Annotated in this window: 22 protein-coding genes; 10 read left to right on the forward strand and 12 right to left on the reverse strand. The window is 65.1% G+C overall.

Going from position 1 to position 22,420, the window contains the following annotated elements:
• Position 1 precedes the first annotated feature (1 nt).
• Positions 2–1,408: an ABC transporter substrate-binding protein gene (locus AC3ENJ_RS04855; protein ID WP_431813269.1), complete on the reverse strand. Its 1,407-nt coding sequence runs from the start codon at positions 1,406–1,408 to the stop codon at positions 2–4.
• Between the two features lie 150 nt (positions 1,409–1,558).
• Between AC3ENJ_RS04855 and AC3ENJ_RS04860 the strand changes: the two genes are divergently transcribed.
• Together AC3ENJ_RS04860 and xylB are read left to right on the forward strand one after the other, a co-directional pair.
• Complete coding sequence (locus AC3ENJ_RS04860; protein WP_190781741.1) at positions 1,559–2,521, forward strand: sugar-binding transcriptional regulator; 963 nt, start codon at positions 1,559–1,561, stop codon at positions 2,519–2,521.
• A gap of 26 nt (positions 2,522–2,547) precedes the next feature.
• A complete protein-coding gene (gene xylB / locus AC3ENJ_RS04865; protein ID WP_431813270.1) occupies positions 2,548–3,966 on the forward strand; it encodes a xylulokinase in 1,419 nt (472 codons plus the stop codon).
• 25 nt (positions 3,967–3,991) lie between these two features.
• Here xylB and AC3ENJ_RS04870 read toward each other — a convergent pair whose 3' ends face one another.
• From AC3ENJ_RS04870 to AC3ENJ_RS04880, 3 genes are all read right to left on the reverse strand, one after another.
• Complete coding sequence (locus AC3ENJ_RS04870) at positions 3,992–5,524, reverse strand: mannitol dehydrogenase family protein (protein ID WP_431813271.1); 1,533 nt, start codon at positions 5,522–5,524, stop codon at positions 3,992–3,994.
• Positions 5,525–5,639: 115 nt separating this feature from the next.
• Positions 5,640–6,107 carry an NUDIX hydrolase gene (locus tag AC3ENJ_RS04875; protein ID WP_190781744.1) on the reverse strand — a complete coding sequence of 156 codons (468 nt, stop codon included), beginning with the start codon at positions 6,105–6,107 and terminating at the stop codon, positions 5,640–5,642.
• A 58-nt stretch (positions 6,108–6,165) separates the two neighbouring features.
• The gene (locus tag AC3ENJ_RS04880; protein ID WP_431813272.1) at positions 6,166–6,705 is read right to left on the reverse strand and encodes a prepilin peptidase; all 540 of its coding nucleotides are present in this window, start codon (positions 6,703–6,705) and stop codon (positions 6,166–6,168) included.
• 78 nt (positions 6,706–6,783) lie between these two features.
• On the opposite strand from AC3ENJ_RS04880, the gene AC3ENJ_RS04885 reads away from it, so the two are divergent.
• Complete coding sequence (locus AC3ENJ_RS04885) at positions 6,784–7,554, forward strand: hypothetical protein (RefSeq protein WP_431813273.1); 771 nt, start codon at positions 6,784–6,786, stop codon at positions 7,552–7,554.
• Positions 7,555–7,635: 81 nt separating this feature from the next.
• Here AC3ENJ_RS04885 and phoH2 read toward each other — a convergent pair whose 3' ends face one another.
• Positions 7,636–8,982: an RNA 5'-3' helicase PhoH2 gene (gene phoH2 / locus AC3ENJ_RS04890; RefSeq protein ID WP_431813274.1), complete on the reverse strand. Its 1,347-nt coding sequence runs from the start codon at positions 8,980–8,982 to the stop codon at positions 7,636–7,638.
• 123 nt (positions 8,983–9,105) lie between these two features.
• On the reverse strand, positions 9,106–9,867 hold the full coding sequence (locus tag AC3ENJ_RS04895) for an isoprenyl transferase (RefSeq protein ID WP_190781748.1): 762 nt from the start codon (positions 9,865–9,867) through the stop codon (positions 9,106–9,108).
• A gap of 144 nt (positions 9,868–10,011) precedes the next feature.
• Here AC3ENJ_RS04895 and trhA point away from each other — a divergent pair, with 144 nt between their 5' ends.
• A complete protein-coding gene (gene trhA / locus AC3ENJ_RS04900; protein ID WP_190781749.1) occupies positions 10,012–10,725 on the forward strand; it encodes a PAQR family membrane homeostasis protein TrhA in 714 nt (237 codons plus the stop codon).
• Positions 10,726–10,763: 38 nt separating this feature from the next.
• Here trhA and AC3ENJ_RS04905 read toward each other — a convergent pair whose 3' ends face one another.
• The 3 genes from AC3ENJ_RS04905 to mca all read right to left on the reverse strand — a co-directional run bounded on the left by AC3ENJ_RS04905 (position 10,764) and on the right by mca (position 14,237).
• On the reverse strand, positions 10,764–12,818 hold the full coding sequence (locus AC3ENJ_RS04905) for a thioredoxin domain-containing protein (RefSeq protein WP_431813275.1): 2,055 nt from the start codon (positions 12,816–12,818) through the stop codon (positions 10,764–10,766).
• Positions 12,819–12,938: 120 nt separating this feature from the next.
• Positions 12,939–13,304, reverse strand: coding sequence for a hypothetical protein (locus tag AC3ENJ_RS04910; RefSeq protein ID WP_190807411.1), 366 nt, complete (start codon positions 13,302–13,304; stop codon positions 12,939–12,941).
• Positions 13,305–13,310: 6 nt separating this feature from the next.
• On the reverse strand, positions 13,311–14,237 hold the full coding sequence (mca, locus tag AC3ENJ_RS04915; protein WP_431813276.1) for a mycothiol conjugate amidase Mca: 927 nt from the start codon (positions 14,235–14,237) through the stop codon (positions 13,311–13,313).
• A gap of 142 nt (positions 14,238–14,379) precedes the next feature.
• On the opposite strand from mca, the gene AC3ENJ_RS04920 reads away from it, so the two are divergent.
• The 3 genes from AC3ENJ_RS04920 to AC3ENJ_RS04930 all read left to right on the forward strand — a co-directional run bounded on the left by AC3ENJ_RS04920 (position 14,380) and on the right by AC3ENJ_RS04930 (position 15,830).
• Positions 14,380–14,841, forward strand: a complete 462-nt coding sequence (locus AC3ENJ_RS04920) for a DUF4307 domain-containing protein (RefSeq protein WP_190781753.1) — start codon at positions 14,380–14,382, stop codon at positions 14,839–14,841.
• 187 nt (positions 14,842–15,028) lie between these two features.
• Entirely contained in the window at positions 15,029–15,526 is a 498-nt protein-coding gene (greA, locus tag AC3ENJ_RS04925; RefSeq protein WP_190781754.1) for a transcription elongation factor GreA, read from the forward strand.
• Positions 15,527–15,614: 88 nt separating this feature from the next.
• Complete coding sequence (locus AC3ENJ_RS04930; protein WP_190807409.1) at positions 15,615–15,830, forward strand: hypothetical protein; 216 nt, start codon at positions 15,615–15,617, stop codon at positions 15,828–15,830.
• Between the two features lie 36 nt (positions 15,831–15,866).
• On the opposite strand, the gene ilvA is transcribed toward AC3ENJ_RS04930, so the two are convergent.
• Complete coding sequence (ilvA, locus tag AC3ENJ_RS04935; RefSeq protein ID WP_431813277.1) at positions 15,867–17,114, reverse strand: threonine ammonia-lyase; 1,248 nt, start codon at positions 17,112–17,114, stop codon at positions 15,867–15,869.
• Between the two features lie 159 nt (positions 17,115–17,273).
• Positions 17,274–18,533: an AI-2E family transporter gene (locus AC3ENJ_RS04940; protein ID WP_431813278.1), complete on the reverse strand. Its 1,260-nt coding sequence runs from the start codon at positions 18,531–18,533 to the stop codon at positions 17,274–17,276.
• 174 nt (positions 18,534–18,707) lie between these two features.
• Here AC3ENJ_RS04940 and AC3ENJ_RS04945 point away from each other — a divergent pair, with 174 nt between their 5' ends.
• Entirely contained in the window at positions 18,708–19,310 is a 603-nt protein-coding gene (locus tag AC3ENJ_RS04945) for a nitroreductase family protein (protein ID WP_431813279.1), read from the forward strand.
• 97 nt (positions 19,311–19,407) lie between these two features.
• Here AC3ENJ_RS04945 and AC3ENJ_RS04950 read toward each other — a convergent pair whose 3' ends face one another.
• Complete coding sequence (locus AC3ENJ_RS04950) at positions 19,408–20,211, reverse strand: Bax inhibitor-1/YccA family protein (RefSeq protein ID WP_431813280.1); 804 nt, start codon at positions 20,209–20,211, stop codon at positions 19,408–19,410.
• A gap of 222 nt (positions 20,212–20,433) precedes the next feature.
• Between AC3ENJ_RS04950 and AC3ENJ_RS04955 the strand changes: the two genes are divergently transcribed.
• Positions 20,434–21,192 carry an SDR family NAD(P)-dependent oxidoreductase gene (locus AC3ENJ_RS04955; RefSeq protein WP_431813281.1) on the forward strand — a complete coding sequence of 253 codons (759 nt, stop codon included), beginning with the start codon at positions 20,434–20,436 and terminating at the stop codon, positions 21,190–21,192.
• Positions 21,193–21,245: 53 nt separating this feature from the next.
• Entirely contained in the window at positions 21,246–22,394 is a 1,149-nt protein-coding gene (locus AC3ENJ_RS04960; protein ID WP_431813282.1) for an acetyl-CoA C-acetyltransferase, read from the forward strand.
• The last annotated feature ends 26 nt before the right edge of the window (positions 22,395–22,420 follow it).

The following is a 22,420-nucleotide window of genomic DNA, read 5'->3' on the forward strand; positions in this document are numbered from 1 at the left end:
GTTACTGGCCTTCCTCACGCTGATAGGTGCGAGCCACCTGTTCTGCATAGGCCTGGGACTGCTCCAGGGCCTCGTCGACGGTGATCTGACCGGCTACGGCCGCCGAAATCTGCTGGCCCACACGGGTACCCAGATCCTGGAACTCCGGAATGGCCACGAACTGCAGGCCGTCATACGGGACCGGGTGAGTCATGGAGGTTTCCTGGGACGCGCCGTCCATGGCGTCCAGTGTGGGCTGCGCGTACGCCTGAGAGATCTTGCGGTACTCGGGTACTTGGTAGGTGGAATAGCGCGATCCCGGTGGCACGCGTTCCCAGCCGAAGCGCTCACCCACGAGTTGGATGTAGTCCTTGTTGGTCATCCAGGAGACAAAATCCCACGCGGCGTCCTTGTGATTGGAGGTGCTGGGGATGGCCAGTGACCAGCTGTAAAGCCACCCCGCGTCTTCGGTGTCCATGACGGGGGCGGGGGCGTAACCGTTCTTCCCCGCAACGGTGGAGGACGCGGGGTCCTCGATCGAGGACACCATGGCCGTGGCGTCATACCACATGGCAGCGTTTCCCTGGCTGTAGCGGGTAATGCAGTCGCCGTAGCCGGACGTCGCCGCGCCGGGCTGGCCATGTTCGCGAACCAGATTCACGTACTCGTCGACGGCCTGCTTGGTCTTGTCAGAGGTGAGGGTGGGGTTCCAATCCTGGTCGAACCAGCCGCCGCCATAGGTGTTCATGACCGTACTCAGCGGCGCCATGACCTCACCCCAGCCGGCCAGTCCGCGCAGGCAGATACCGGAGACACCGTTGTCCGGGTCATCGAGTTTGGCCGCCAGCTCATTGATCTGCGGCCAGGTGGGGTTCTTTGGCATGGTGACGCCGGCGTTCTTGAACATCTCCTCGTTGTAGACGAGGAATGAGGACTCCCCGTAGAACGGCACGGAGTACATGGCGTCTTCATAACTCAGCGCCTCGCGGATCGAACCGATGAAGTCCTGATCGTCATACCCCTCGGTCTTGTCGATGTAGGGCTGGAGGTTCTCGATCCAACCGTTTTCGGCCCAGATCGGGGTTTCGTAGTTGGAGATCATCACCACGTCGAACTCGCCACCACCGGTAGCGACAGAGGCGGTGATCTTGGCGCGGGCCTCGTTCTCGGGCAGGGACACGAATTTCACGTTGACGTCCGGGTGGGCCTTGGCGAACTCGTCCTGCAGTTCCATGGCATCCTGCATTTGCGGATTGGAGACGATGGCCACGACGATCTCGTCCTTGGTTTCGTCCGCGGACGCGGAGCACCCGGTCATTGCGAAGCCCGTGAACAGGGCCAGTAGCAAGGCCTGCCACCACACTCCCCGGCGCCCGGTGGTGCGATTTCGGCCCTTGGTGCGACCCGGAGCAGCTGTGCTGTGACGCATGATGTTCCTTGTCATCGATGTTCTGATGTCGGAAGAGCGCAGCTAGCGACAGCTACTCTCAAGTGAGAATCCTAAGATTCACATCTGAGATGTGATCGTAGTCATATAGACTCAGATGATCAAGAGTCGACCCCTCAGATGCGGTGAGAAATGCCCACAACCGATCCATGGCCCCCCAGTGATCCACCGGAGCGCCAAAAATTACTGGCTCAATTGGCCCAGCTGTACTTCGTGGACGGCGCATCCAAGGTGGCGATCGGCAAACAGATCAATTTGTCGCGATTCCAGGTGGCCGCGCTCATCCAGGAGGCGCAAGACACCGGAATCGTCCGCATCGAGATCGTTGTCCCGGACAATGACCAGGACGCCCAGCTCGCCCAGGCACTCGGAATCCATCGGGTCGTCACGGTGGGGGCCGGGCCGTGGCCCGCCGATCGTCACACCCTGGCCAGGGAAACCGCCCGTGTCTTCATGGACCAGGTCGAGCCCGGAGATGTGCTGGGCATTTCATGGTCCCGCACTCTTCAACTCGTGACTCGGGAGCTGCCGCAGCTGCCCCACAATCAAGTCATCCAACTGGCGGGAGCGCTCACTGACGAGGACAACCATGCCGCCCCCCGACTCCTGGCGGACCTGGCCTGCCAATCCGCGTGGCCGCTGTGGGCGCCACTCATTGTGCAGAACGCTCACGCGCTCATGACAAGCCCGGAACTTGCACGGACGCTCGACCGGGCCAATGCCCTGGACGTCGCCCTGATCGCGATCGGGGCCTGGTCGCCGGAGCTGTCGTCCGTGTGGAACAGGGTGCCCCCTGAGGTAGCCGAACAAGCCCGCGCCGCGGGCGCCGTCGCCGAAATTTCGGGACATCTCCTGGCTGCGGACGGCGCGCCGGTCGAGTCGCCGGTCGAGTCCATGGTCGTGGCTGCCTCGGTCGATCAAATCAGACACGCTCGTACCACCGTGGCCGCAGCCTACGACGCCGGCCGGGCACCTGCGGTCCAAGCAGCCGCACGTGCCGGTCTCATTGATGTTCTTGTGTGTGACCAGCCACTGCGCCAAGCTTTGGCCGCACTCGTCGACCGCCCCGAACCCACGCCGGCCAGCGCCGGCTGACCTAGATTCCCGAAAGGTATTCGCATATGTCTGCAACCGTGGTGGGGATCGATTCCTCGACACAGTCCTGCAAAGTGGTGGTGGTGGATCTGGAGAGCGGCAACGTGCTCGCCACCGCCACGGCACCCCACCCGGACGGCACGAGTGTCGATCCACACGTGTGGCTGGAGGCCCTCAAGACCGCGTGGCGGGAGGCGGGAGTTGCCGAGCGCGGCGATGTGGTGGGCGTATCCGTGGCCGGGCAACAGCACGGCATGGTGGCCGTGGACGCCCAGGGCGCACCCGTGCATGACGCGCTGCTGTGGAACGACGTGCGCAGCGCGCCGCAGGCCGCCCGCATGGTGAGCGAGCACGGCGTGGACTGGTGGATGGAAACGGTCAATATGGCGCCCGTGAGCTCCATGACCCTGGCCAAGCTCGCATGGTTGCGCGAGAACGAGCCCCGTGCCGCCGCCCGGGTGCAACGAGTCATGTTGCCGCACGACTGGCTGACCCTCCACCTGAGCGGTGAGTTCGTCACGGATCGCTCGGATGCTTCCGGCACCGGCTACTTCAACGCCACGGACAATCAGTACCGGCCCGAGCTGCTGCAGGAGTATTTCGGCGCGGTTCCGCAACTTCCGAGGGTGTTGGCCGCCCACGAGCCCGCCGGAACCCTCCGTGCGGAGTGGCGCGGAGCCGGCGGTACACCCGCCGTGGTCGGCGCGGGCGCGGGAGACAATGCCGCCGCCGGGCTGGGACTGAACCTGGAACCGGGCGAGGTGACCATTTCCGTGGGCACCTCGGGCACCGTTTTCGCGTGCAGCGCCGAACCCACCATTGACCGCTCCGGCGTCACTGCCGGTTTCGCGGACGCCACCGGCCAGCACCTCCCCCTGCTGTGCACCATCAATGCCGCGCGCGTCATGACCACCACGGCCCAGACGCTGGGAGCCGATCTGGACGAATTCACGCGGCTGGCCACGAGCGGACCCAGCGACGCCGGCGGACTCACGATGCTCCCCTATTTCGACGGCGAGCGCACGCCCAATTTGCCCGGGGCCACTGGCCGCTTGGACGGCCTCACCCGTGCGTCGTTCACGCGAGAAAATCTCGCGCGCTCCGCCGTCCTGGCCGTGGCGAATTCACTGGCGGACTGCCTGGACATCCTGCGCGATATCCACGTGGACGTGGAGCGGGTGTTGCTCATCGGAGGCGGCGCCAAGTCGGACGCGCTGCGCAGTGTCCTCCCGGACACCCTGAACCTGACCGTCAGTGTCCCGCGCTCCGCGGAATACGTGGCGCTGGGTGCCGCTCGCCAAGCCGCATGGGCCGCGACCGGGCAGCAACCCGACTGGCCTCGCGTGATCGACAGCGAGTTGGCACCCACCGGCGACACCGGCGTGGGCGATTTCCGCGCGCGCTACGGGGCGCTGCGGCGCAGGTACCAGGACCAATTGAGCTGACGACGCCGCTCGGAGACCGGGCGGCTCAGGCGAGAGTTCCGTCAACCGCCGCGTGGATCGTGGCCCGCGCGCCTCGGCTACGGAAACTCCGCAGCGCCGCGAGATACGGTGTGGTGAACTCGGGGAACTCCACTAGATCGCCAAACAGTTCGGGGTCGCGGATGAACGCGAGTTCGTCATCATCGTGCTGCGCGGCGGCAATCATGACACGGTCCTTGCGCTGATCGACCACGTCGATCGGCTGCCCGTTCTCGTCCGTTCCTTCGGCGTAGCGCGCCCACGAGGCCACAATGGTGGCCGAAAGGGTGACGTCTCCTCCGGCGGCCAGATTCTGCTTGATGACCGGAACCAGCCACTTGGGGATCCGGTCGGAGGACTCGGCGCACAATCGCGCCAGAGTGTCCCGGACATGGGGGTTTGCGAATCGTTCGATCAGCTGGCGCTTGTAGGCGTGGAGGTCCACTCCCTCCACGGGCTGCAGGGTGGGCGTGGCTTCACGATCCATGTAGGCCAGTAAATACTCCACGAAGAGCGGATCCTGGCAGACCTCGTGCGCGTAGCGGTAGCCTGCCAGGTAGCCGGGGTAGCACAGGGCCTGGTGGCTGGCGTTGAGCAACCGGAGCTTCATGAGTTCGTAGGGCACCACGTCGGGAACGACCTGCACACCGACGTCCTCCAACGGCGGCCGCCCGGACACGAAGGAATCCTCGAGCGCCCACTGGGTGAACGGTTCGCACACGACTGGCCAGGCGTCCACCACACCGAACTCACGGGTGACGAGTTCGCGGTCCGCGTCCGTGGTGACCGGGGTGATGCGGTCGACCATGGAATTGGGGAAAGGAACGGTCTCCTGGATCCACTGCGCCAGCTCGGGATCACGCAGCCGGGCATAGGCCGTGAACTGCTCCCGTGCCATGTCACCGTTGCCCTGGATGTTGTCGCAGGACATCACGGTGAAAGGCTCGACCCCCGCCGCCCTGCGTTGCGCCAGCGCCTCCACGACCAGGCCGAACACGGTGGCGGGCGGCTCGGCGGAGAGTCCTCTCTCCGCCGCCTGGGCTTGCTCGAGATCATGCACCACGCCGGGGTTGGTCTCATCGAACCGCCCCGTGGCCTGATTGAAGTTGTAGCCGCCTTCGGTGATGGTCAGGGAAACGATGCGCGTGCTGGGCGCGGTCAGCACGTTCATGGCGCGTTCAGGCTGAGCCGGTGCCAGGACGTAATCGACGATCGACCCGATGACTCGCGGTTCCAACGTGCCGTCCGGGTGCTTGAGAACCAGCGTGTACAGGTGATCCTGTTCCTCCAGGGCCTTCTGCATGGCAGCGTCCCCGGGCAGCACCCCCATGCCGGCAATGCCCCAGTCGAGCCCCACGCCTTTATTCATCAGCTGGTCGAGGTACATCGCCTGGTGCGCTCGGTGAAAGCCGCCCACACCAAAGTGCACGATCCCCACGGTGACGTTGGAGCGGTCATATCCGGGCACCGGAATCTCCAGCGCGTCGAGGACCGAACGATTCAGGGGGCGGGCCTGTCCCGCAGCATGGTCAGAACTCACGAGATCCTCCAGGGGTGTGCAGCCAACCGCAGCGGGGAGAGCTGGGTCACACTGGAGAATATCAGATGAGCGACAGCCGCGTCTCACATGAGACCGGGTTTATTCGGGTGGGAACTCAACGCTCGAATGCGGTGACCCCGGTGAACTCGAGGGCCGCACGCAATCGCTCCAGCTGGTGCGCGGGGATTGACGGCAGATCAGCCAGGTCATACCAGCCCACGATCAAGGATTCGTCATCCGCGACCCGCGCCTCGCCGCTCACGTAACGGCACAGAAAGGTGTGGTCCAGGAACTGGCACACGTCTCCGTTGGGGAACCGTACGGCGTCGTAGGCTTTGACCCCCACGAGCGCTTGGACTTCAACGTCCACACCGGTTTCCTCGAGGCATTCGCGCCGTGCGGCAACGCCCGGGTCCTCCCCCGGCTCCACAATGCCGGTGATCAGACCCCAGGTGCCGTTGTCGGAGCGCTGACCGAGCAGAACCTTGCCCTCGTGGACGACCACGGCGGTGCAGCCGGGCAGCCACAGGAGGTCGTGACCGATCTTCTTGCGCAATTCCACGATGAATTCGGGTGTGGCCACGGGGCGGTCCTCCTGCTGGTCGAGCTGGCACGCTGAGCTTCCTGTCTACCCGACCGGCCTACATGAACGCCAAGACTCCCAGACTGCCCACCAACATGAAGGGTCCGAAGGCTACCCGGGAGGACATGTCGATCTTGCGCGTGGCCAGGAGAGCCGCGGAGAACAAACCGGCCAGGACAAAGGTCACCGCGATGGCCATGAACGTGTGGCTCACGGACGCGAAACCCGTGGCGATGCCCAGGACTCCCGCCAGCCGGACGTCTCCCAGACCCATGCCGGCCGGATAGACAAGGCGCAGCAGAACGAACAGCCCGCCCATGATCATGAAGCCCCATAGCATCCACCACCACCGGACGGGTTCACCACCGAGACTCGCGGAGGCTCCCAGGGATGCGGTGACGGCGGGGTACAGCGGCCACACCACTTTGCGCGGCAGCCGGTGGTAGCGGATGTCGGTCGCGGCCAACCACACTCCGGTGCACGCAAGAACCAGGACACCCAGGGCACAGGTCGCCGCGGCCAACCACCCTGAAGCGTTGGCAGCGTGAAGCTGGTCCCCCACGAACACCCCGACACCCGCCGTCATTGGCTGCATCATGGTCCCCATCCTAAGCGCGCCCGTGGACACCGTCAGCCACCTCAGCGGATGTGCAGTACGAGTTCCTAGACTGGACGCATGAGCGCACCGTGGGAATCCCGCCCCGCCCGAGTGACCGTACCGGCCAATCAGTTCGCCGCGCTGTGCCGATCGTCCCCGTGGCGGTGGGACACGCTGCAGTTCACGCTGCACTGGACGGAGAGCGACAACCATCCGGCAGCGCTACCTGTGCGGGCGTGGATTCGGCGGCCGTCGGAACTGCGCGTCGAGACGCTGCAGGGCAAATTGCTCTACACGGCCACCTCCCTCGAGAAGTCCCGCGACGATTTCTACGTGACCGCCACCCCCAAGTCATGGCTGCTTCCACCCGCGCTCGTCACACCCCTTTACGACGACGACGGCCTGGTACGACGCCGCCCCGAGGCCGCCTATGGCGACCCCATGTTCGGAGGGGGCCGCTGGCAAGCGGTCCTGGACCCGGTCGAGTGTGTGGGCTCCGCCCCCATTCCCAACAACCTGCCCGAGCAGCGGCCATCCAATCTCACGGATGTGGTCCAGGGTCGCTTCGCGAACCGCAAGGTCTGGCTCGCCACCGTCACGCCGAGAGTCCGTTACCGCCCCTTCACTGCAGAACACCCGCTGGCGCCCGGGCGCACGCGCATTGCCGTGGACACCGCGACCGGCGTGTGTGTGTACTCCTCGGTGCTCGAGGGTCCCTTCGCCGGTCAGGGGCACAAGTTGGGCATCGAGGCCGTGGATGACTACTTGCTGGACGACCTCTTCACCGACATGGACTTCAACCTCACGGACGTCTCGGACCATGTGCCGTGGCCCATTCCGCTGGGCTGATCCAGGTGACGAAGGACGCCGCCCGGTGACCATCGAGAACTAGGCCACCGAGCGGCGTCGGCATCTGGAGACGAGCGCGGACTACATGTCCGAACGCTCCAGAACGTCGGTGACGAGCGCGGCGATCGGCGAACGCTCGGAGCGGTTCAGGGTCATGTGACCGAACAGTGTCTGCCCCTTAAGAGCCTCGACCACGGCAATGATTCCGTCGTGACGCCCCACGCGCAGGTTGTCACGCTGGGCGACGTCGTGGGTGAGGACCACCTTGGAGTTCTGCCCGATGCGCGAGAGCGCGGTGAGGAGCACGTTGCGCTCCAGTGACTGCGCCTCGTCCACGATCACGAACGCATCGTGCAGGGAGCGACCTCGGATGTGGGTCAGGGGCAGCACTTCGAGCAAGCCGCGGGCCACGACCTCCTCGACCACGGTGGTAGACACCACCGACGAGAGCGTGTCGAAGACCGCCTGACCCCACGGGTTCATTTTCTCCTCCTCAGTGCCGGGCAGGTAGCCCAGGTCCTGGCCGCCCACGGCGTACAGCGGACGGAACACCATAATCTTGCGGTGCTCGCGGCGTTCCAACACGGTCTCCAGTCCGGCGCACAGGGCCAGCGCGGATTTGCCGGTGCCGGCGCGGCCGCCCAAGGACACGATGCCCACTTCGGGGTCCAGGAGGAGGTCGATCGCCAGCCGCTGCTCGGCGGAACGGCCGTGCAGACCGAAAATGTCGCGGTCCGCACGCACCAGGCGGGTGCTGCCGTTCTCGTGCACTCGTCCCAGCGCGTGGCCCTTGGACGAATGCAGGATCAGACCCGTGTTCGTGGGCATCCCGGCGGTTCCGTCCAGATGCACCCGTGACTCTGCATACAGTTGCTCGAGTTCCTCGTCCGTGACGTCGAAGATTGCCGTGCCGCTGTACTCGTCATCGGTGCCCACCCATTCGGCGCGGTATTCGTCGGCCTCGAGCCCCAGCGCGGATGCTTTCACGCGCATCGGGAGGTCCTTGGACACCACGCACACGTCGTGGCCCTCTCGTGCCAAGTTCTTGGCCACGGAAAGAATGCGCGAGTCGTTGTCCTTGAGCCGGAAGCTCTGGGGCAGCACGGTGTCCGCCACGTGGTTGAGTTCTACGACCAGGCAACCGCCACTGGTGCCCAACGGGATGGGACGGTCCAGTCCCCCGTGTTCCACGCGCAGGTCGTCCAACAGCCGCAGAGCCTTGCGGGCGAAGAACCCCAGTTCGGGATCGTGACGCTTGGCCTCGAGTTCCGTGATGACCACCACGGGCAGCACCACGCGGTGCTCGGCGAACCGCAGGATGGCGCGGGGATCGGACAACAGGACAGATGTATCGATCACGTAGGAACGAGCCGTTCGGGCCGTGGCCGGGGCGGACGGTGCAACTACGGATTCGGTGCTGACGGTCATGGAAACCTTCCGACGGTGGGTTCAACCGGTTGCTGAGGGGTTACCGGTTGTTTTCAACGTAGGGACCGCAGGGATGCGCACGTCACACACGCAGTGAACGGAGCGTGAATTCGGGCTGGGGACTCAGTTGCCGAAGCGCCGCTGGCGATTCGCATAATCACGCAGGGCGCGCAGGAAATCCACGCGGCGGAAGTCCGGCCACAGGGCCTCACAGAAGTAGAACTCGCTGTAGGCGGACTGCCACATCAGGAAACCGGACAGCCGCTGTTCGCCGGAGGTGCGGATCAGCAGGTCCGGGTCCGGTTGGCCCCGAGTGTAGAGGCGCGCGGAAATGTCCTCCACGGATAGTGTCTCCGCCAATGCTTCCACCGAATCCCCGCGGTCTCGGGCGTCCCTGATGACTTCGCGAACGGCGTCGACAATTTCCTGCCGCCCGCCGTAGCCCACCGCGATGTTCAGATGCGGACCGGGGTTGTCCGCGGTCGATTCCGCAATGCACGCGACCTGATCACGCAGCCGGGGTGGCAGCAGATCCAAGGCACCCACCGGCTGGATCCGGCACAGCGCCTCGTCCTGCAGCTGGGTGACCAGCCCGGAAATGATCTCGATCAGCGCCGTGAGTTCTTCCTGCGGCCGCTTCAGATTCTCGGTGGAGAGGATGTACAGGGTGACCACGTCGATGCCGAAATCCGCGCACCAGTGCAGAAATTCCACAATTTTCTGGGCGCCGGCCTTGTGGCCGTCCGTGGTGGAGGCGCCGAATTGACGGGCCCACCGGCGGTTGCCGTCCACCAGAACACCCACGTGATGTGGCAAGGTGTCCTTTTTCAGGCTGCTGGCCAGGCGCGACTCGTACAGGGAGTACAGCGGACGGGGCAGTTTCACTGTGACGATCCTCCCCTGTTTCGACTGGGCCAACACTCAACCATGCCCTCTAAACTACCCGTAGGGGCAGCCGCCGGTGGCCAAGCGAATCCCCGGACATCCTCGTGTTCGCTCCGATCGGTAGCGGAGAAAGAGACTGGTGACATGACGCAGGGCAACAGTACCGACATTGGGTCCACGGTGCACCGGGCCACGGAAAGTCTGGGTGCGGCGGCGGAGCGGATGATCGAGAAGAAGCCCGCGTGGCGCGGCTGGATCCACGCCGGATTCGCCCCCGTGGCCCTGGCTCTGGGCCTGATCGCGGTTTTCCTGGCGCCTTCCATGGAACTACGTGTCGCGTGTGTGGTGTATTCGATCACCGCCGTGATGCTCTTCGGCACGTCGGCCGTGTATCACCGCTTTTACTGGGGCCTGCGCATGAACGCCGTGCTGCGTCGGCTGGACCATTCGAATATCGCTTTGGTCATCGCGGGCACCTACACGCCGTTGGCCGTGGCATTGCTGTCCCCGGACGCAGCCCAGGTGCTGCTGATCATCATTTGGTCCCTGGGCGCGGCCCTGGTGATCTTTCGCGTGTTCTGGATGCACGCGCCCCGTTGGCTTTACACGCCGCTGTACATCCTGATGGGCTGCCTCTCGTTGGTCTACCTCCCGGCGTTCTTCGCTGCGAACGTCGCGGCGACCTTGCTGGTCATTACCGGTGGCGTCTTCTACATCGGCGGGGCCGTCTGTTACGCACTCAAACGCCCGCACCTGCTGCCTGCGGTCTTCAGCTTCCACGAGGTGTTCCACGCCTGCACGATCCTGGGTTTCGTATGCCACTACATCGCGATCATGCTGGCCATGTTCATGGGCTGACGCGCACTTGCCCGTCTTCACGCCCGACGACGACGCCGCTACGCCCGGTCCAGGAGTCCACTCACCTCCTCCGGTGAACGCACCGGCAGTTCGCACTGACCGTTGCGACACAGCCACACCGCGAACTCGTTGCTCGATGCTTCGGGGACGCCATAGGGTGCGTGGCCCTCACCCAGCACCAGGACATCGGTGACTCGCCGTTTCCCGGCGCTCGACTGCACCCGATCCCAGTGCTCCTCGCTCGCGTGCACCACTTCGAGCAGCGCCGGCGGCTGCATGCGCAGCAACCACGCATGGAGGGTACCCCCGGCCGCCGTAGCAGCACGGGTGGCCAACCCCTGGGCCGGCTTCACCAGCACGTCCACCAGTTCGTCACTCGAACGCCCGGCCACCTCCGGCTGTCCGAGGAGCACGAGCCACTGCGCGAGGCACGACTGGGCCGACGCCGCGACGTCATCGAACGGGTCCGCCTGTCCCGTGGCACCCGCGGCGACCAGAACGGCATCCGGTTCCGCCGAGTCCATGGGGGTGTCACCGCGCATGAACTTCTCGACCGTGGCCCCGGCCAGTTCCAGGCTGCGGGCGTACCACTGCTCGAGCCCCGTGGCGCGGTACAGCGCGAGCATAGCCAGCCCCGCGCGCACATAATCCTCCAGCTGCCCGTCGTGCGGATCCACGGTGCCCCGTCGCGACGTGCGCGCCAGCGTCTTGGTGTCCGGGTCCCAGTGGCGGGTCCACAAGAACTCCGCGGCCCACTCGGCGGTCTCCAACCATGCCGGTTGGTCCAGCAGAACCGCGGCCTCCGCGAGCGCGGCAATGGCCATCCCGTTCCACGCGGTTACCACCTTGTCATCGCGTTCAGGGGGCGTGCGCTGCTCGCGTTGCTCCCATAATTGCTCGCCCACGTTCTGATCCAGGATTCCCGTGACGGCTCCGGACTCGCCCCACGCGGCCACGGCAGGACGGGGTGCGCCGCCCTCGCCGCGAGAGAACGTGTAGTACGCACCTTCGCGTTCAGCGCCCGGTGTGAGGGGGTCGCTGTCCGCATCCAGGGATGCGGCGATCGCACCCTGTTCGGTGATCATTTCCCGTGCCAACCACGTGACGATGCCCTCGGCCGCGTTCCGATACCGGGCGGCCCGGACCGGATCGGTGCCGCGCTCCTCGAGATACCGGGCAGTGTGCGCGAGCACCCGCAGCAACTGGGCGTTGTCGTAGAGCATTTTCTCGTAGTGCGGCAGCGACCAGTCCGGGGTCACCGAATAACGGAAGAAACCACCGCCCACGTGATCGTGCAGCGCCCCGGTGACCATGGCGTCCAAGGTGGCGGTGAGAAGTTCGGCCGCGCGAGCGGACCGATCACCATCGCGGGATGCCAGCAGCACCAGCGTTTCGAGCATCGGTGACGGCGGGAACTTGGGGCCGTTGCCGAAGCCCTCGTACGTGGAGTCCCGGGCTACTTCCAGGGCGTCCAGCCATGGCCCGATCAGCCGCGCTTCCTGGCCATCGGTGTCCCCCGAGGGGTCCGGAACCGCCACCTGCACCGGCCCGGCGGTGTGCCGGTCCGTTCCAAGCATGGACCCAACGGCTTCCGGGTGACGTTGCAGTGCATCCGTGACCGATTGCGCACCTTCCATCACCTGCTCGCGGCGCTCGGCCCACGCGTCTTGAACCGCGCGGAGCACCTGCATGAACGAGGGCCTGCCCTGGACGGGGCGTGGCGGGTAGTAGGTACCCGCATGGAACGCCTGGCCCTGCGGCGTGAGAAAGACCGTCATGGGCCAGCCGCCCTGCTGGGTGAGCAGTTGGGTCGCGGACATGTACAGGGCATCGACGTCCGGGCGCTGTTCGCGGTCCACCTTGAGCGCCACGAAATGTTCATTGATGTACGCCCCCACGGCGGGGTCCTCGAATGACTCGTGGGCCATCACGTGGCACCAGTGGCACGCGGCGTAGCCCACGGAAAGCAACACGGGCACATCACGGGAACGGGCCTCCGCGAAGGCCGCAGGTTCGAACTCCCACCAATCCACGGGGTTTTGGGCGTGTTGCAGCAAATACGGGCTGGTGGAATGCGCGAGCCGATTGGTCATGTCTCCACGATGCCACGAGCCCCTCACACGCATAAGGGGCTATCTGGGGAAGTGGGCCCCCGGAGCCTGAAACCGTGGTGCCGGAATTCGACCGGACCCGCTCCGGGGCCACGTCAGCGCTCAGTCCCGGTGGGCAGAGCTTCCGCCGGTTTCGTCCCGGTCCGCACTGGGTGCGGTACGAGGCTTGGGTGAGCGAGCGGCGTCGTCGGCGTCGGTGGTGACCCGTGACGCGGTGTCGGATGTGTGCGCGTAACCGCCCAGGCCGTCTTCCGCTGCGCGCTGCTCGGCGTACTGGGCCCGGTACCGCAATCTGCGATTGCGGCGGTTGAAGTCCAGGATCAGAAGAATCACGACCACCACCAGGAAGAAGGTGGCAAGGAAACCGGCAAGCCCGGGTGACACCTGGCTGGGTTCCAGCCCGGGCTTAAGATCACCCGCAGGATTGTCCGTGGCGGCTTGGAGCAGCGCGGTGGTCAACATGTTCACGACTGGTTACGCCTTTCGAGGGGAAGTTGTCCGGGCGTCCGGGTCGATACCCGCGAACAGGTCGGTCTCGGGAACGGCGGTCTCCACGCGCGCATCCGCCAGGGAGTAGTCCTCCCACGGCCAGACCTCGGCTTGCATATCCGAGGACACGGCGAAGAAGGGGCCGTCCGGATCCACCTGGGTCCGGTGGCAGCGCAGGGCGTTGTCGCGAGCGAAGAAGGTGTCCGAGCACTTGATCTTGGTGGTGGTTTCATGACGGGGTACCGGCGGGCGGTGACCCTCCGGGTCGGTCTCCTGCAGGGCGGCAATGCGCTCCGCGTACGGGGACTGGAACCCGCGTTCCTCCAACGCCTCGTGCAGGGCGATGAACCGCTCCACGTTGAAGGCGCGGTCGTAGTAGACCTTGAGCGGGGTCCAGGGCTCGCCCGTTCCCGGGTACGCATCGGGATCACCGGCCTTGCGATATGCCTCCATGGACACGTTGTGCGTCTGGATGTGATCCGGGTGCGGGTAGCCGCCGTTCTCGTCGTACGTCAGAATCACGTGCGGGCGGAACTCGCGCACCAGCTGCACCAGTGGCGCGGCCGCGCGCTCGAGCGGCTGCAACGCAAAGCATCCCACGGGCAGCGGGGGCAACGGATCACCCTCCGGCAAACCGGAATCCGCGAATCCGATCCAGCGGTGCTCGACGTTCAGGGCCTGGGCGGCCTGCGCCATTTCCTCACGACGCAGCCCCGGCAGGTCACGCTCGGCCCACGGCACACCGTCCATCTGGGCGTTGAGGATGGAGCCCTGCTCACCACCGGTGCACGTGGCTACCATGACGCGAGCGCCCAGGCCCACGTAGTGAGCCATGGTTGCCGCGCCCTTGCTGGACTCGTCATCCGGATGCGCGTGGATGGCCAAGAGCCGCAGTTTTGAATAATCCGTCACGGAACGGGAGCCTCCCGGGTGGGGTTCGGTTAAAACACAATCCCCGGTATCTTACGCCCGTACCCCGGTTAATGCTGTCGGGCCCGTCACCCGCACCACGCATTCTCAGGGGATCCCAACCCGCACTGGATACAGTGGGAGCATGAGTTCTTCCACCCCCGCGTCAGGATCCGCCTCGGGCGATGTCCTGGCCCAACGCTATGGCTCCGCGCACCGCTCGGTGTCCTCACGCGGCCGGCGCGGGCCCTCCTACCGAGGATGGGTGGTCATTGCCGTGATCGCAACGGTGCTCTCGGCGCTGTTCGTCATCTGGATCGTTCAAGGGCAGTCCAGCGCCCCGGCCGCCAAAGACGTCAGCTTTCAGGTGCAGGACGCCGGCAACACGTACGTGGACTTCGACCTCACCAAGGACCCGGATCAGACGGTCACGTGCGCGGTGCGTGCGCTCAACGAGCAGTATGCAATTGTCGGATGGAATGAAGTGACCATCGGCGAGGTGGCGCCCGAGGAACTCAACGGCCGCACCAGCACCCACCGGGTACCCGTGCGCACCACCAATGAGGCAAATTCCGTGGGCGTGGATTCCTGCTGGAACGTGGACTGAGCACGCTCCCGCACCGTGGCGTGAGACGGCCGCTTTGAGCCCGGACCGTGGCCTCACTTACACTGGGGTCTAGAAACTTTGTACGATCCCCGACCCGGATGGGCAGCGAGCCGCAGCGGCTCACCACCGGGGCGGGGTTTTTCACACGTGCCCACCACACCGGAGGGCACCCGAGAACGGAGATAGCGTGGCTACAAACGAGGGCGCCTGGCTGACCCAGGAAGCATACGATCGGCTCAAGAAGGAACTTGACCACCTTTCCGGGCCGTACCGTCAGGAAATCGTTGATCGTATCGAACAGGCCCGCTCCGAGGGAGACCTCAAGGAGAACGGCGGTTACCACGCTGCTCGCGAAGAGCAGGGCAAGAACGAGGGTCGCATCAACCAGCTGACACAGTTGCTCGACAACGCTCAGGTGGGCGAGGCCCCCGCGGACGACGGCGTGATCGAAGCAGGCATGGTGGTCACCGCTGACATCGCCGGGGACGAAATGACCTTCCTGATCGGCTCCCGCGAGGTCGCTGAGGACCTCACGGGCGGTGAGGACCTCGAGGTGTTCTCCGAGCGCTCCCCCATGGGCGCGGCCATCCGCGGCCACAAGGTGGGTGACGAGCTGACCTACCAGGCTCCCAACGGCAAGGACATCAAGGTCAAGGTCCTGGACGCCAAGCCGTTCCACAACTGACCCGCAAGTCATGATTCGGGGCCGCTCTCACCATCCGAGGGCGGCCCCGACTCATTCTTACGTCAATCCTCCGATCCCAGGAGCACTCGTGGTTACCCACTGGAACCGTCAACCCACCACATGGACCGTGCCGCTCATCGCTCTGACCGCGCTGCTGGCCGTCTCCGCGATCGTCGTACACTTCCTGGGCCAGTCGAACCCGGAGCTCAACACCACGGGCGGTCTGCGCAACATCCTGTGGTTCGCCACGTTTGTGGTTGCCTTCATTACGTATTTCACCGCGCGCGGTGGACGGCGCCGCTGACGCCCCGGTTCGCGGGGCTGCCCGCCCATCGTGAGGTCAGTGCACCACCACGGGTCGGAAGCCTTGAGCCTCCAGCGCGTCGATGACCTTGTCGCAGTGCGCGTGGCCCTTGGTCTCCATGTCGATGGTGATGGATACGTCCCCCATGGACAGCGAACCGCCGATGCGCGTGTGATCCACGCCGGTCACGTTGGCGTCCATGTCCGCAATAATGCGTGAGATCAGGGCCAGCTCACCGGGGCGGTCGGTGAGCATCATCTTGATGGTCATGTACCGGCCCGCCGCGGAAAGGCCGCGCTGGATCACCTTGAGCATGAGCATGGGGTCGATGTTGCCGCCGGACAGCAACACCACCGTGTTGCCCAGATTCCCGTAGAACTCCTTGAGTCGGCCCTCCAGAATGGCGGCCACGCCCACGGCGCCGGCGGGTTCCACGACCATCTTGTTGCGTTCCAGCATGAAAATGAGCGCCTGAGCCAGTGAGTCCTCACTGACCGTGGTCACGTCGTCCGCGAGTTCCTTAATGATCTGGAACGGCAATTGACCGGGGCGGCCCACCGCAATGCCATCGGCAATGGTGGACACCTTGCTGAGGGTTACGAGCGCGTCCCCGGCCAGTGAGGGCGGGTAGGCGGCGGCGTTCTCCGCCTGCACACCGATGAGACGAATGTCCCGCCCCAGTTCCTTCGCCTTGGCTTTCACGGCCACGGACAGCCCGGCCAGTAAGCCTCCCCCGCCCACACCGGCAATGATGGTGTCGACGTCCGGGACCTGGTCCACGATCTCCAGACCCAGGGTGCCCTGTCCGGCAATGATGGCCGGATGGTCAAAGGGGTGCACGAACACCGCACCGGTTTCTTCCGCGTACCGTTGCGCCTCGGTCAGGGCCTGGTCCACGGTACTGCCGAACAGCACGACCTCGGCTCCGTGATCCTGGGTGGCCGCGACCTTGGGCAGTGCCGCACCCAGGGGCATGTAGATCCGCGCCTTGATACCCAGCTTGTTGGCCGCCAGCGCCACACCCTGCGCATGGTTACCCGCCGACGCCGCCACCACTCCCCGCGCCTTGTCCTCCTCGGAGAGCCCGGCCATCCGGATGTACGCGCCGCGGATCTTGAAGGAGCCGGCACGCTGGAGATTCTCGCACTTGATGTGAACTTCGGAGCCGAGCATGCGAGACAGTGCGCGCGAGTGCGCCACGGGCGTTCGCTCAATGACGTCTTCCAGCATGTGCGAGGCACGTTCGATGTCCGCCGCGGTCACCGGCATTTCGTTCAGGCCCACTTCACACTTCTTTCGCTCTGCAATGCGCGCCGCCCGCGGGCGGTCACCATAACGGTTGGTCGGCCGCGGTCTTCGCGCTGCCGGGCCACAACGCGGCGCCCCGTTCGAGGGCGCCGCGTTCCATGCTATTACTCGTTGGGACGCAGTTTCGTCCTGCGACTATGCTCGATCCACGCTGTCCTGCTCAATGGTGGCGTCGTGCTCGGTGTCTTTTTTGTGCTTTTCTTCGCGCTTCTGCTCTTGCAATTCGCGGTCCCTGTGGCGCTTGAGTCGGAAACGTTGGAGTTGTTCCATGACCTGCTCACGAGTCAGGTCTTGCTTCCTGGCTTCCTTCTTGATCTCCCATGGATATAAGAACGGGGTCCATGCGATCTGGTCATCTTGTTCCCATGCCCGGGAAGACAGGTACCGCACGATCGTGTTCAGGATGGCCAACAGGGGAACGGCGAACAACGCACCCACAATGTCGTACAGCACAGCACCTGAGGCCACGGCCAGGAAGACTGCCACGGGGTGCAGGGAAACGGCCTTGCCCATAACCAGCGGCTGCAGCACGTTCGACTCGACCTGCTGAACCAGCAGTACGACACCCAACATGGCCAGGGCGACACCCAGGCCATTGGCCACCAACGCGACCAGGACGGCAATGATGCCGGTGGCCACGGCGCCGACAATGGGGATGAACGAGGCCAGGAAGACCAGCACACCTATGGGCAGCGCGAGCGGGACGCCCAGCAGGAAGGCCCCCAAACCAATGCCCACGGCGTCGACGAACGCCACGAACACCTGGATACGTACGTACTGAGCGAGGGAGAGCCAACCCTTACGACCGGCGCCGTTGACGGCGGCGCGGGCGCGGTGCGGGAACAGTTTGACCAGGAACAGCCAGATCGACTCGCCCTGCATGAGGAAGAACAGCAGCACGAACAACATGATGACGATGCCTGTGAGGATGTTGCCCGCGGTGGAACCGAAGGTCATGGCCCCGGACAGTATGGCCTGCGAGTTCTCCTGCAGGGTGCTGCCGATCTCACTGAACCACTGATTGATGGTGTCGGTGGAGACGTTGAGACGACTGTCCTCGAGCATGCCGATGAGCTTCTGAAAGCCACCCACCGCACTGTTCGAAAGCTGGGCGAAACCGGCGATCATTTGCTGGCCGGCCAGGGTCAGTAGGCCGAGCACCAAAATGATGAGACCGACTTCCACGATGGCTGCTGCCAGCCCGCTTGGCACGTGCTTGGAGCGCAGCCACTTGACGGCGGGGCTCAGCAAACCCGCCAACAGCCCCGCGATGGCCACCGGGATAAGGACGGTGGAAATCTTGGACACCAGCCAACCCACCAGCCCGATAGCTGCGATCACCAGAATGACCCGCCATGACCACGCGGCAGCAATGCGCACCGGAGCGGAGACCATGTCACGTCCGTGACGTTCCGGGTTTGAAACCGGCCCGGATTCATACTCGGGGTGCTCTTGCTGGGAATGCGTCTGCGACGTAGACACGGTTGAAGACATGGTTCCATCATGGCACGCCCGCCCGAGCATTCTTTGTTTCACGGCTCACCGTCCACGGATGCAAAAATGGAGGCTATGTCCGCCATTTTGCTCCGTGTCCTGGCCCAGCGCCGTCCCGCAAGTGTCCTGACGCAGGAAGCGCCCAGACGCCTCGAACTGGAGTCCGTGCTCCGCGCGGTGGCGGGCGCCCGGTTCGACGATTCACCCACCCCGTGGCGAGTGGCCGTGACCAATCGCCAGTCGGCTTCGGACCTGGCCGCAGCCATGGCCGGGCTGACGTCGGTTCCCGCCATGGACGGGCCCATCCCGCGACTCAAGGGAAAGAAAATTCGTCGGTTGGCGGCCTACCGCGGCAGTTTGCAATGGGCCTCCACGGGCGGAACCGGGCTGGCCATCATTTTCCGGTTCGATCCCGAGTCCGAGACCCCGAAGAAAATCCAGCGCTTCGACGCGTACTCGATTCGGGGCCTGCTGGAAGCCGCCTTCTACGCGCAGGGCTGGGCCACAGTGTGGTCGCGACGCACTCCCAGCGAGGAGCAGATCCTGCGTGAGTTCTATCGCTTGGGCGAGAATGAGGAAATTCTCGGCTGGCTGTTCGTGGGCCGCCCGGCACACAACTCGGCACCGGATCGCGCCATCAACCTGCCGCCCCGGGATCTCGAGATCACGTACATCTAGTACCTAGGGCATGGACCCAACGACGACGCCGCGGGCCTTGCGTTAGTAACGCAAGGCCCGCGGCGTGATCAGATGCCCTGGTCAAGAGCGAACGGGATTACTCGGACATGCTCCGGATGATGGCGAGCACGCGCAGGATCTCCACGTAGGCCCAGATCAGGGTCACGGTCAACCCGAAGGCGGCCGACCATGCTGCCTTCTCCGGGATGCCGCGGCGCACGCCGTCGGTGATGTTCTCGAAGTCCAGCACAAAGCTGTAGGCGGCCAACAAGATGGCCAATGCGCCCACGATCAGACCCAGCGGGATACCGAACAGGGTGACCTCGTAGCGCATGTTGAAGCCGCCGAGGAGCGAGGTGCCCAGGTTGATGAGCGCGAACAGCGCGTAAGCCATGATGGCGACCATGAAGATCTTGGTCACGCGCGGCGAGGAACGCAGCACACCCACCTTGTAGAGCACCAGCACCGACACGAAGACCGCAACGGTACCCATGACGGCCTGGATCACAATGCCCGGGTAGCTTGCCTCGAACATGCCGGAGATGCCACCCAGGAACAGGCCTTCGGCCAGGGCGTAGGCAATGATCAGCGCCGGGCTGGGCTCGCGCTTGAACGCGTTGACCAACCCGAGGACCAAACCGATCAGGGCGCCGGGCAGGGCGAGGATCGGCATCATCCAACCGAGCACGCCGGTCACGACTATGCAGACCAGCAGGACGCCGGTGCGCATCACCACATCGTCGTAGCTCATCCGCCCGGTCTGGGCGGGGCCAGCTGCCGGGGCGTTGTACATCTGCTCGAGGTGCTCGGGCGAGTAACGCGGATCCTGGTAGGAACCGGGCGCGCCTTGTTGCGCGCTTTTCTTGTTGAAGTCGCGCAGGAGCGGGTTTCCACCGGCCATGTGTGCGTCCTTTCATGACGTATACGGGCTGTTCATCAAGGGTAGCAGTGACGCGTCACCCGGAGCTGGGAGTTTGTGCACAGCGAACACTGAATCCGGCCGGCCACGGCCTGCGAATAAGGGGCCCGTCCAGCTTGTTCTCAGGGCCGAGACGCGTGTGATCTGGACAACACTTGAATAGTTGGGCATCCTACTAAAGCACCCGACCGAGAGGAACGTTTCATGGATGTCTCCGATACTTCTGCCCTGGTGACCGGCGCGGCCTCTGGCCTGGGAGCCGCGACCGCCGCGGCGCTGGCCGCCCGTGGCGTGCGCGTGGTGGGTCTGGACCTGCCCGCGAGCGTGGAGAAGGCACCCGACGTCGCGGGCGTGATCTATCACGCTGCTGACGTGACCCAGCCAGATCAGGTGCGCGCCGCCATCGACGTCGCAGCCGTGAACGGCCCCTTGCGAACGGTGGTCAATTGCGCCGGCATCGGGCCCTCCGCCCGCATCCTGGGCAAGAAGGGCCCACACGATCTGGGGTTGTTCGAGACCGTGATCCGGGTGAATCTGATCGGCACCTTCAACGTGCTGACGCTGGCCGCGGAGGCCATGGCTGAGACCGACCCCGTGGACGAGGACGGCCAACGCGGGGTGATCGTGAACACCGCTTCCGTGGCGGCCTTCGAGGGCCAGGTGGGTCAGGCGGCCTACGCAGCGTCCAAGGGCGGTGTGCACAGTCTGACCATCACCGCCGCACGTGACCTGGCAAGCCTGGGTATCCGCGTGAACACCGTGGCCCCGGGCATTGTGGAAACCCCCATGCTGGCCACGGTCAGCGAGGAGTACCGTGCGGGCCTGGCCGCGGGTGTGCCCTTCCCCCGTAGGCTGGGCCGCCCCTCCGAATACGCGCAGATCGTGACCACGTTCGTGGACAACGATTACCTCAACGGCGCCACGCTGCGCATGGACGGCGCCCTGCGCATGGCCCCGCGCTGACATTGTCTTGATGACATCCGCCCCTGTTCGATCGACCGTTCGGAGAATTTTTCATGGCTGAGGCCTACATCGTTGATGCCGTCCGCACGCCCGTGGGGCGCCGGGGCAAGGGACTCGCGGAGGTTCATCCGCTCGATTTGGCCGCCGCCCCGCTGAAGGAACTAGTCACCCGGCAGGGCATTGATTCCCAGGAGTACGACGAGGTGATCCTGGGGTGCATCGACCAGCTGGGCCCACAGTCCATGGACATTGCCCGCAACGCGTGGCTCGCGGCGGGGCTGTCCCAGGCGGTTCCCGGCAGCACCATTGAACGGCAGTGCGGTTCGGGCCAGCAGGCCATCAGCTACGCGGCGCAGGCGGTGATGAGCGGCATGAGCGAGCTGGTGGTGGCCGGCGGCGTGCAGTCGATGTCCAGCATTCCGCTCTCCTACTCCAACGCGGCCGCCGAGAAATTCGGGTTTCCGGACCCCTTCACCGGTTCCAGCGGTTGGTCCGAACGCTACGGCGATCAGAACATCTCCCAGTTCCGGGGCGCGGAAATGATGGCTCATCGCTGGGGCCTCACACGGGACGAGCTCGAGGAATTCGCCGTGGAATCCCACGAACGTGCCCTGGCCGCCCAGCGGGAAGGACATTTCGATCGGGAGATCCTGCCGCTGGCCGGGTTGTTCGAGGATCAGGGCCCGCGCGAACCCGATCTCGAGAAACTCCGCTCCCTGCAGCCGATCGTGGCGGGTGGTCTGCATACGGCGGGTACTGCCTCTCAGATGTCCGACGGCGCTGCCGTTGTGTTGCTAGCCTCCGACCGCGCCGTGGCCAGGTACGGACTGCGCCCGCGAGCGCGCATCCACCATGTGTCGGCCCGCGGCGATGACCCGATCATGATGCTGTCCGCACCCATTGCCGCGACCCGGTACGCCCTGGAGCGCACGGGCATGCGCTTGGCCGACATGAACCTGATCGAGATCAACGAGGCTTTTGCCGCGGTGGTGCTCGCGTGGCAACGCGAAACCGGTGCGGACATGTCCATGGTCAATGTGAACGGCGGGGCCATCGCTCTGGGCCACCCCATTGGTGCCACCGGCGCGCGGCTCATGACGTCACTGCTGCACGAACTCGAACGCCGGGACGCCAGATGGGGGCTGCAGACCATGTGCGAGGGCGGCGGTCAGGCCAACGTCACCATCATTGAACGTCTGTGAGCCACCCGATTTCCCGCGAAAGGACC

Source organism: Kocuria sp. cx-455 (assembly GCF_057707085.1).

Bases quoted from the DNA above. Each gene is read 5' to 3' on its own strand.
- AC3ENJ_RS04855 (WP_431813269.1), bottom strand. From the start codon at position 1,408: ATGCGTCACAGCACAGCTGCTCCGGGTCGCACCAAGGGCCGAAATCGC.
- AC3ENJ_RS04860 (WP_190781741.1), top strand. From the start codon at position 1,559: ATGCCCACAACCGATCCATGGCCCCCCAGTGATCCACCGGAGCGCCAA.
- xylB (WP_431813270.1), top strand. From the start codon at position 2,548: ATGTCTGCAACCGTGGTGGGGATCGATTCCTCGACACAGTCCTGCAAA.
- AC3ENJ_RS04880 (WP_431813272.1), bottom strand. From the start codon at position 6,705: ATGATGCAGCCAATGACGGCGGGTGTCGGGGTGTTCGTGGGGGACCAG.
- AC3ENJ_RS04885 (WP_431813273.1), top strand. From the start codon at position 6,784: ATGAGCGCACCGTGGGAATCCCGCCCCGCCCGAGTGACCGTACCGGCC.
- phoH2 (WP_431813274.1), bottom strand. From the start codon at position 8,982: ATGACCGTCAGCACCGAATCCGTAGTTGCACCGTCCGCCCCGGCCACG.
- trhA (WP_190781749.1), top strand. From the start codon at position 10,012: ATGACGCAGGGCAACAGTACCGACATTGGGTCCACGGTGCACCGGGCC.
- AC3ENJ_RS04905 (WP_431813275.1), bottom strand. From the start codon at position 12,818: ATGACCAATCGGCTCGCGCATTCCACCAGCCCGTATTTGCTGCAACAC.
- AC3ENJ_RS04920 (WP_190781753.1), top strand. From the start codon at position 14,380: ATGAGTTCTTCCACCCCCGCGTCAGGATCCGCCTCGGGCGATGTCCTG.
- AC3ENJ_RS04940 (WP_431813278.1), bottom strand. From the start codon at position 18,533: ATGGTCTCCGCTCCGGTGCGCATTGCTGCCGCGTGGTCATGGCGGGTC.
- AC3ENJ_RS04945 (WP_431813279.1), top strand. From the start codon at position 18,708: ATGTCCGCCATTTTGCTCCGTGTCCTGGCCCAGCGCCGTCCCGCAAGT.
- AC3ENJ_RS04950 (WP_431813280.1), bottom strand. From the start codon at position 20,211: ATGGCCGGTGGAAACCCGCTCCTGCGCGACTTCAACAAGAAAAGCGCG.
- AC3ENJ_RS04955 (WP_431813281.1), top strand. From the start codon at position 20,434: ATGGATGTCTCCGATACTTCTGCCCTGGTGACCGGCGCGGCCTCTGGC.
- AC3ENJ_RS04960 (WP_431813282.1), top strand. From the start codon at position 21,246: ATGGCTGAGGCCTACATCGTTGATGCCGTCCGCACGCCCGTGGGGCGC.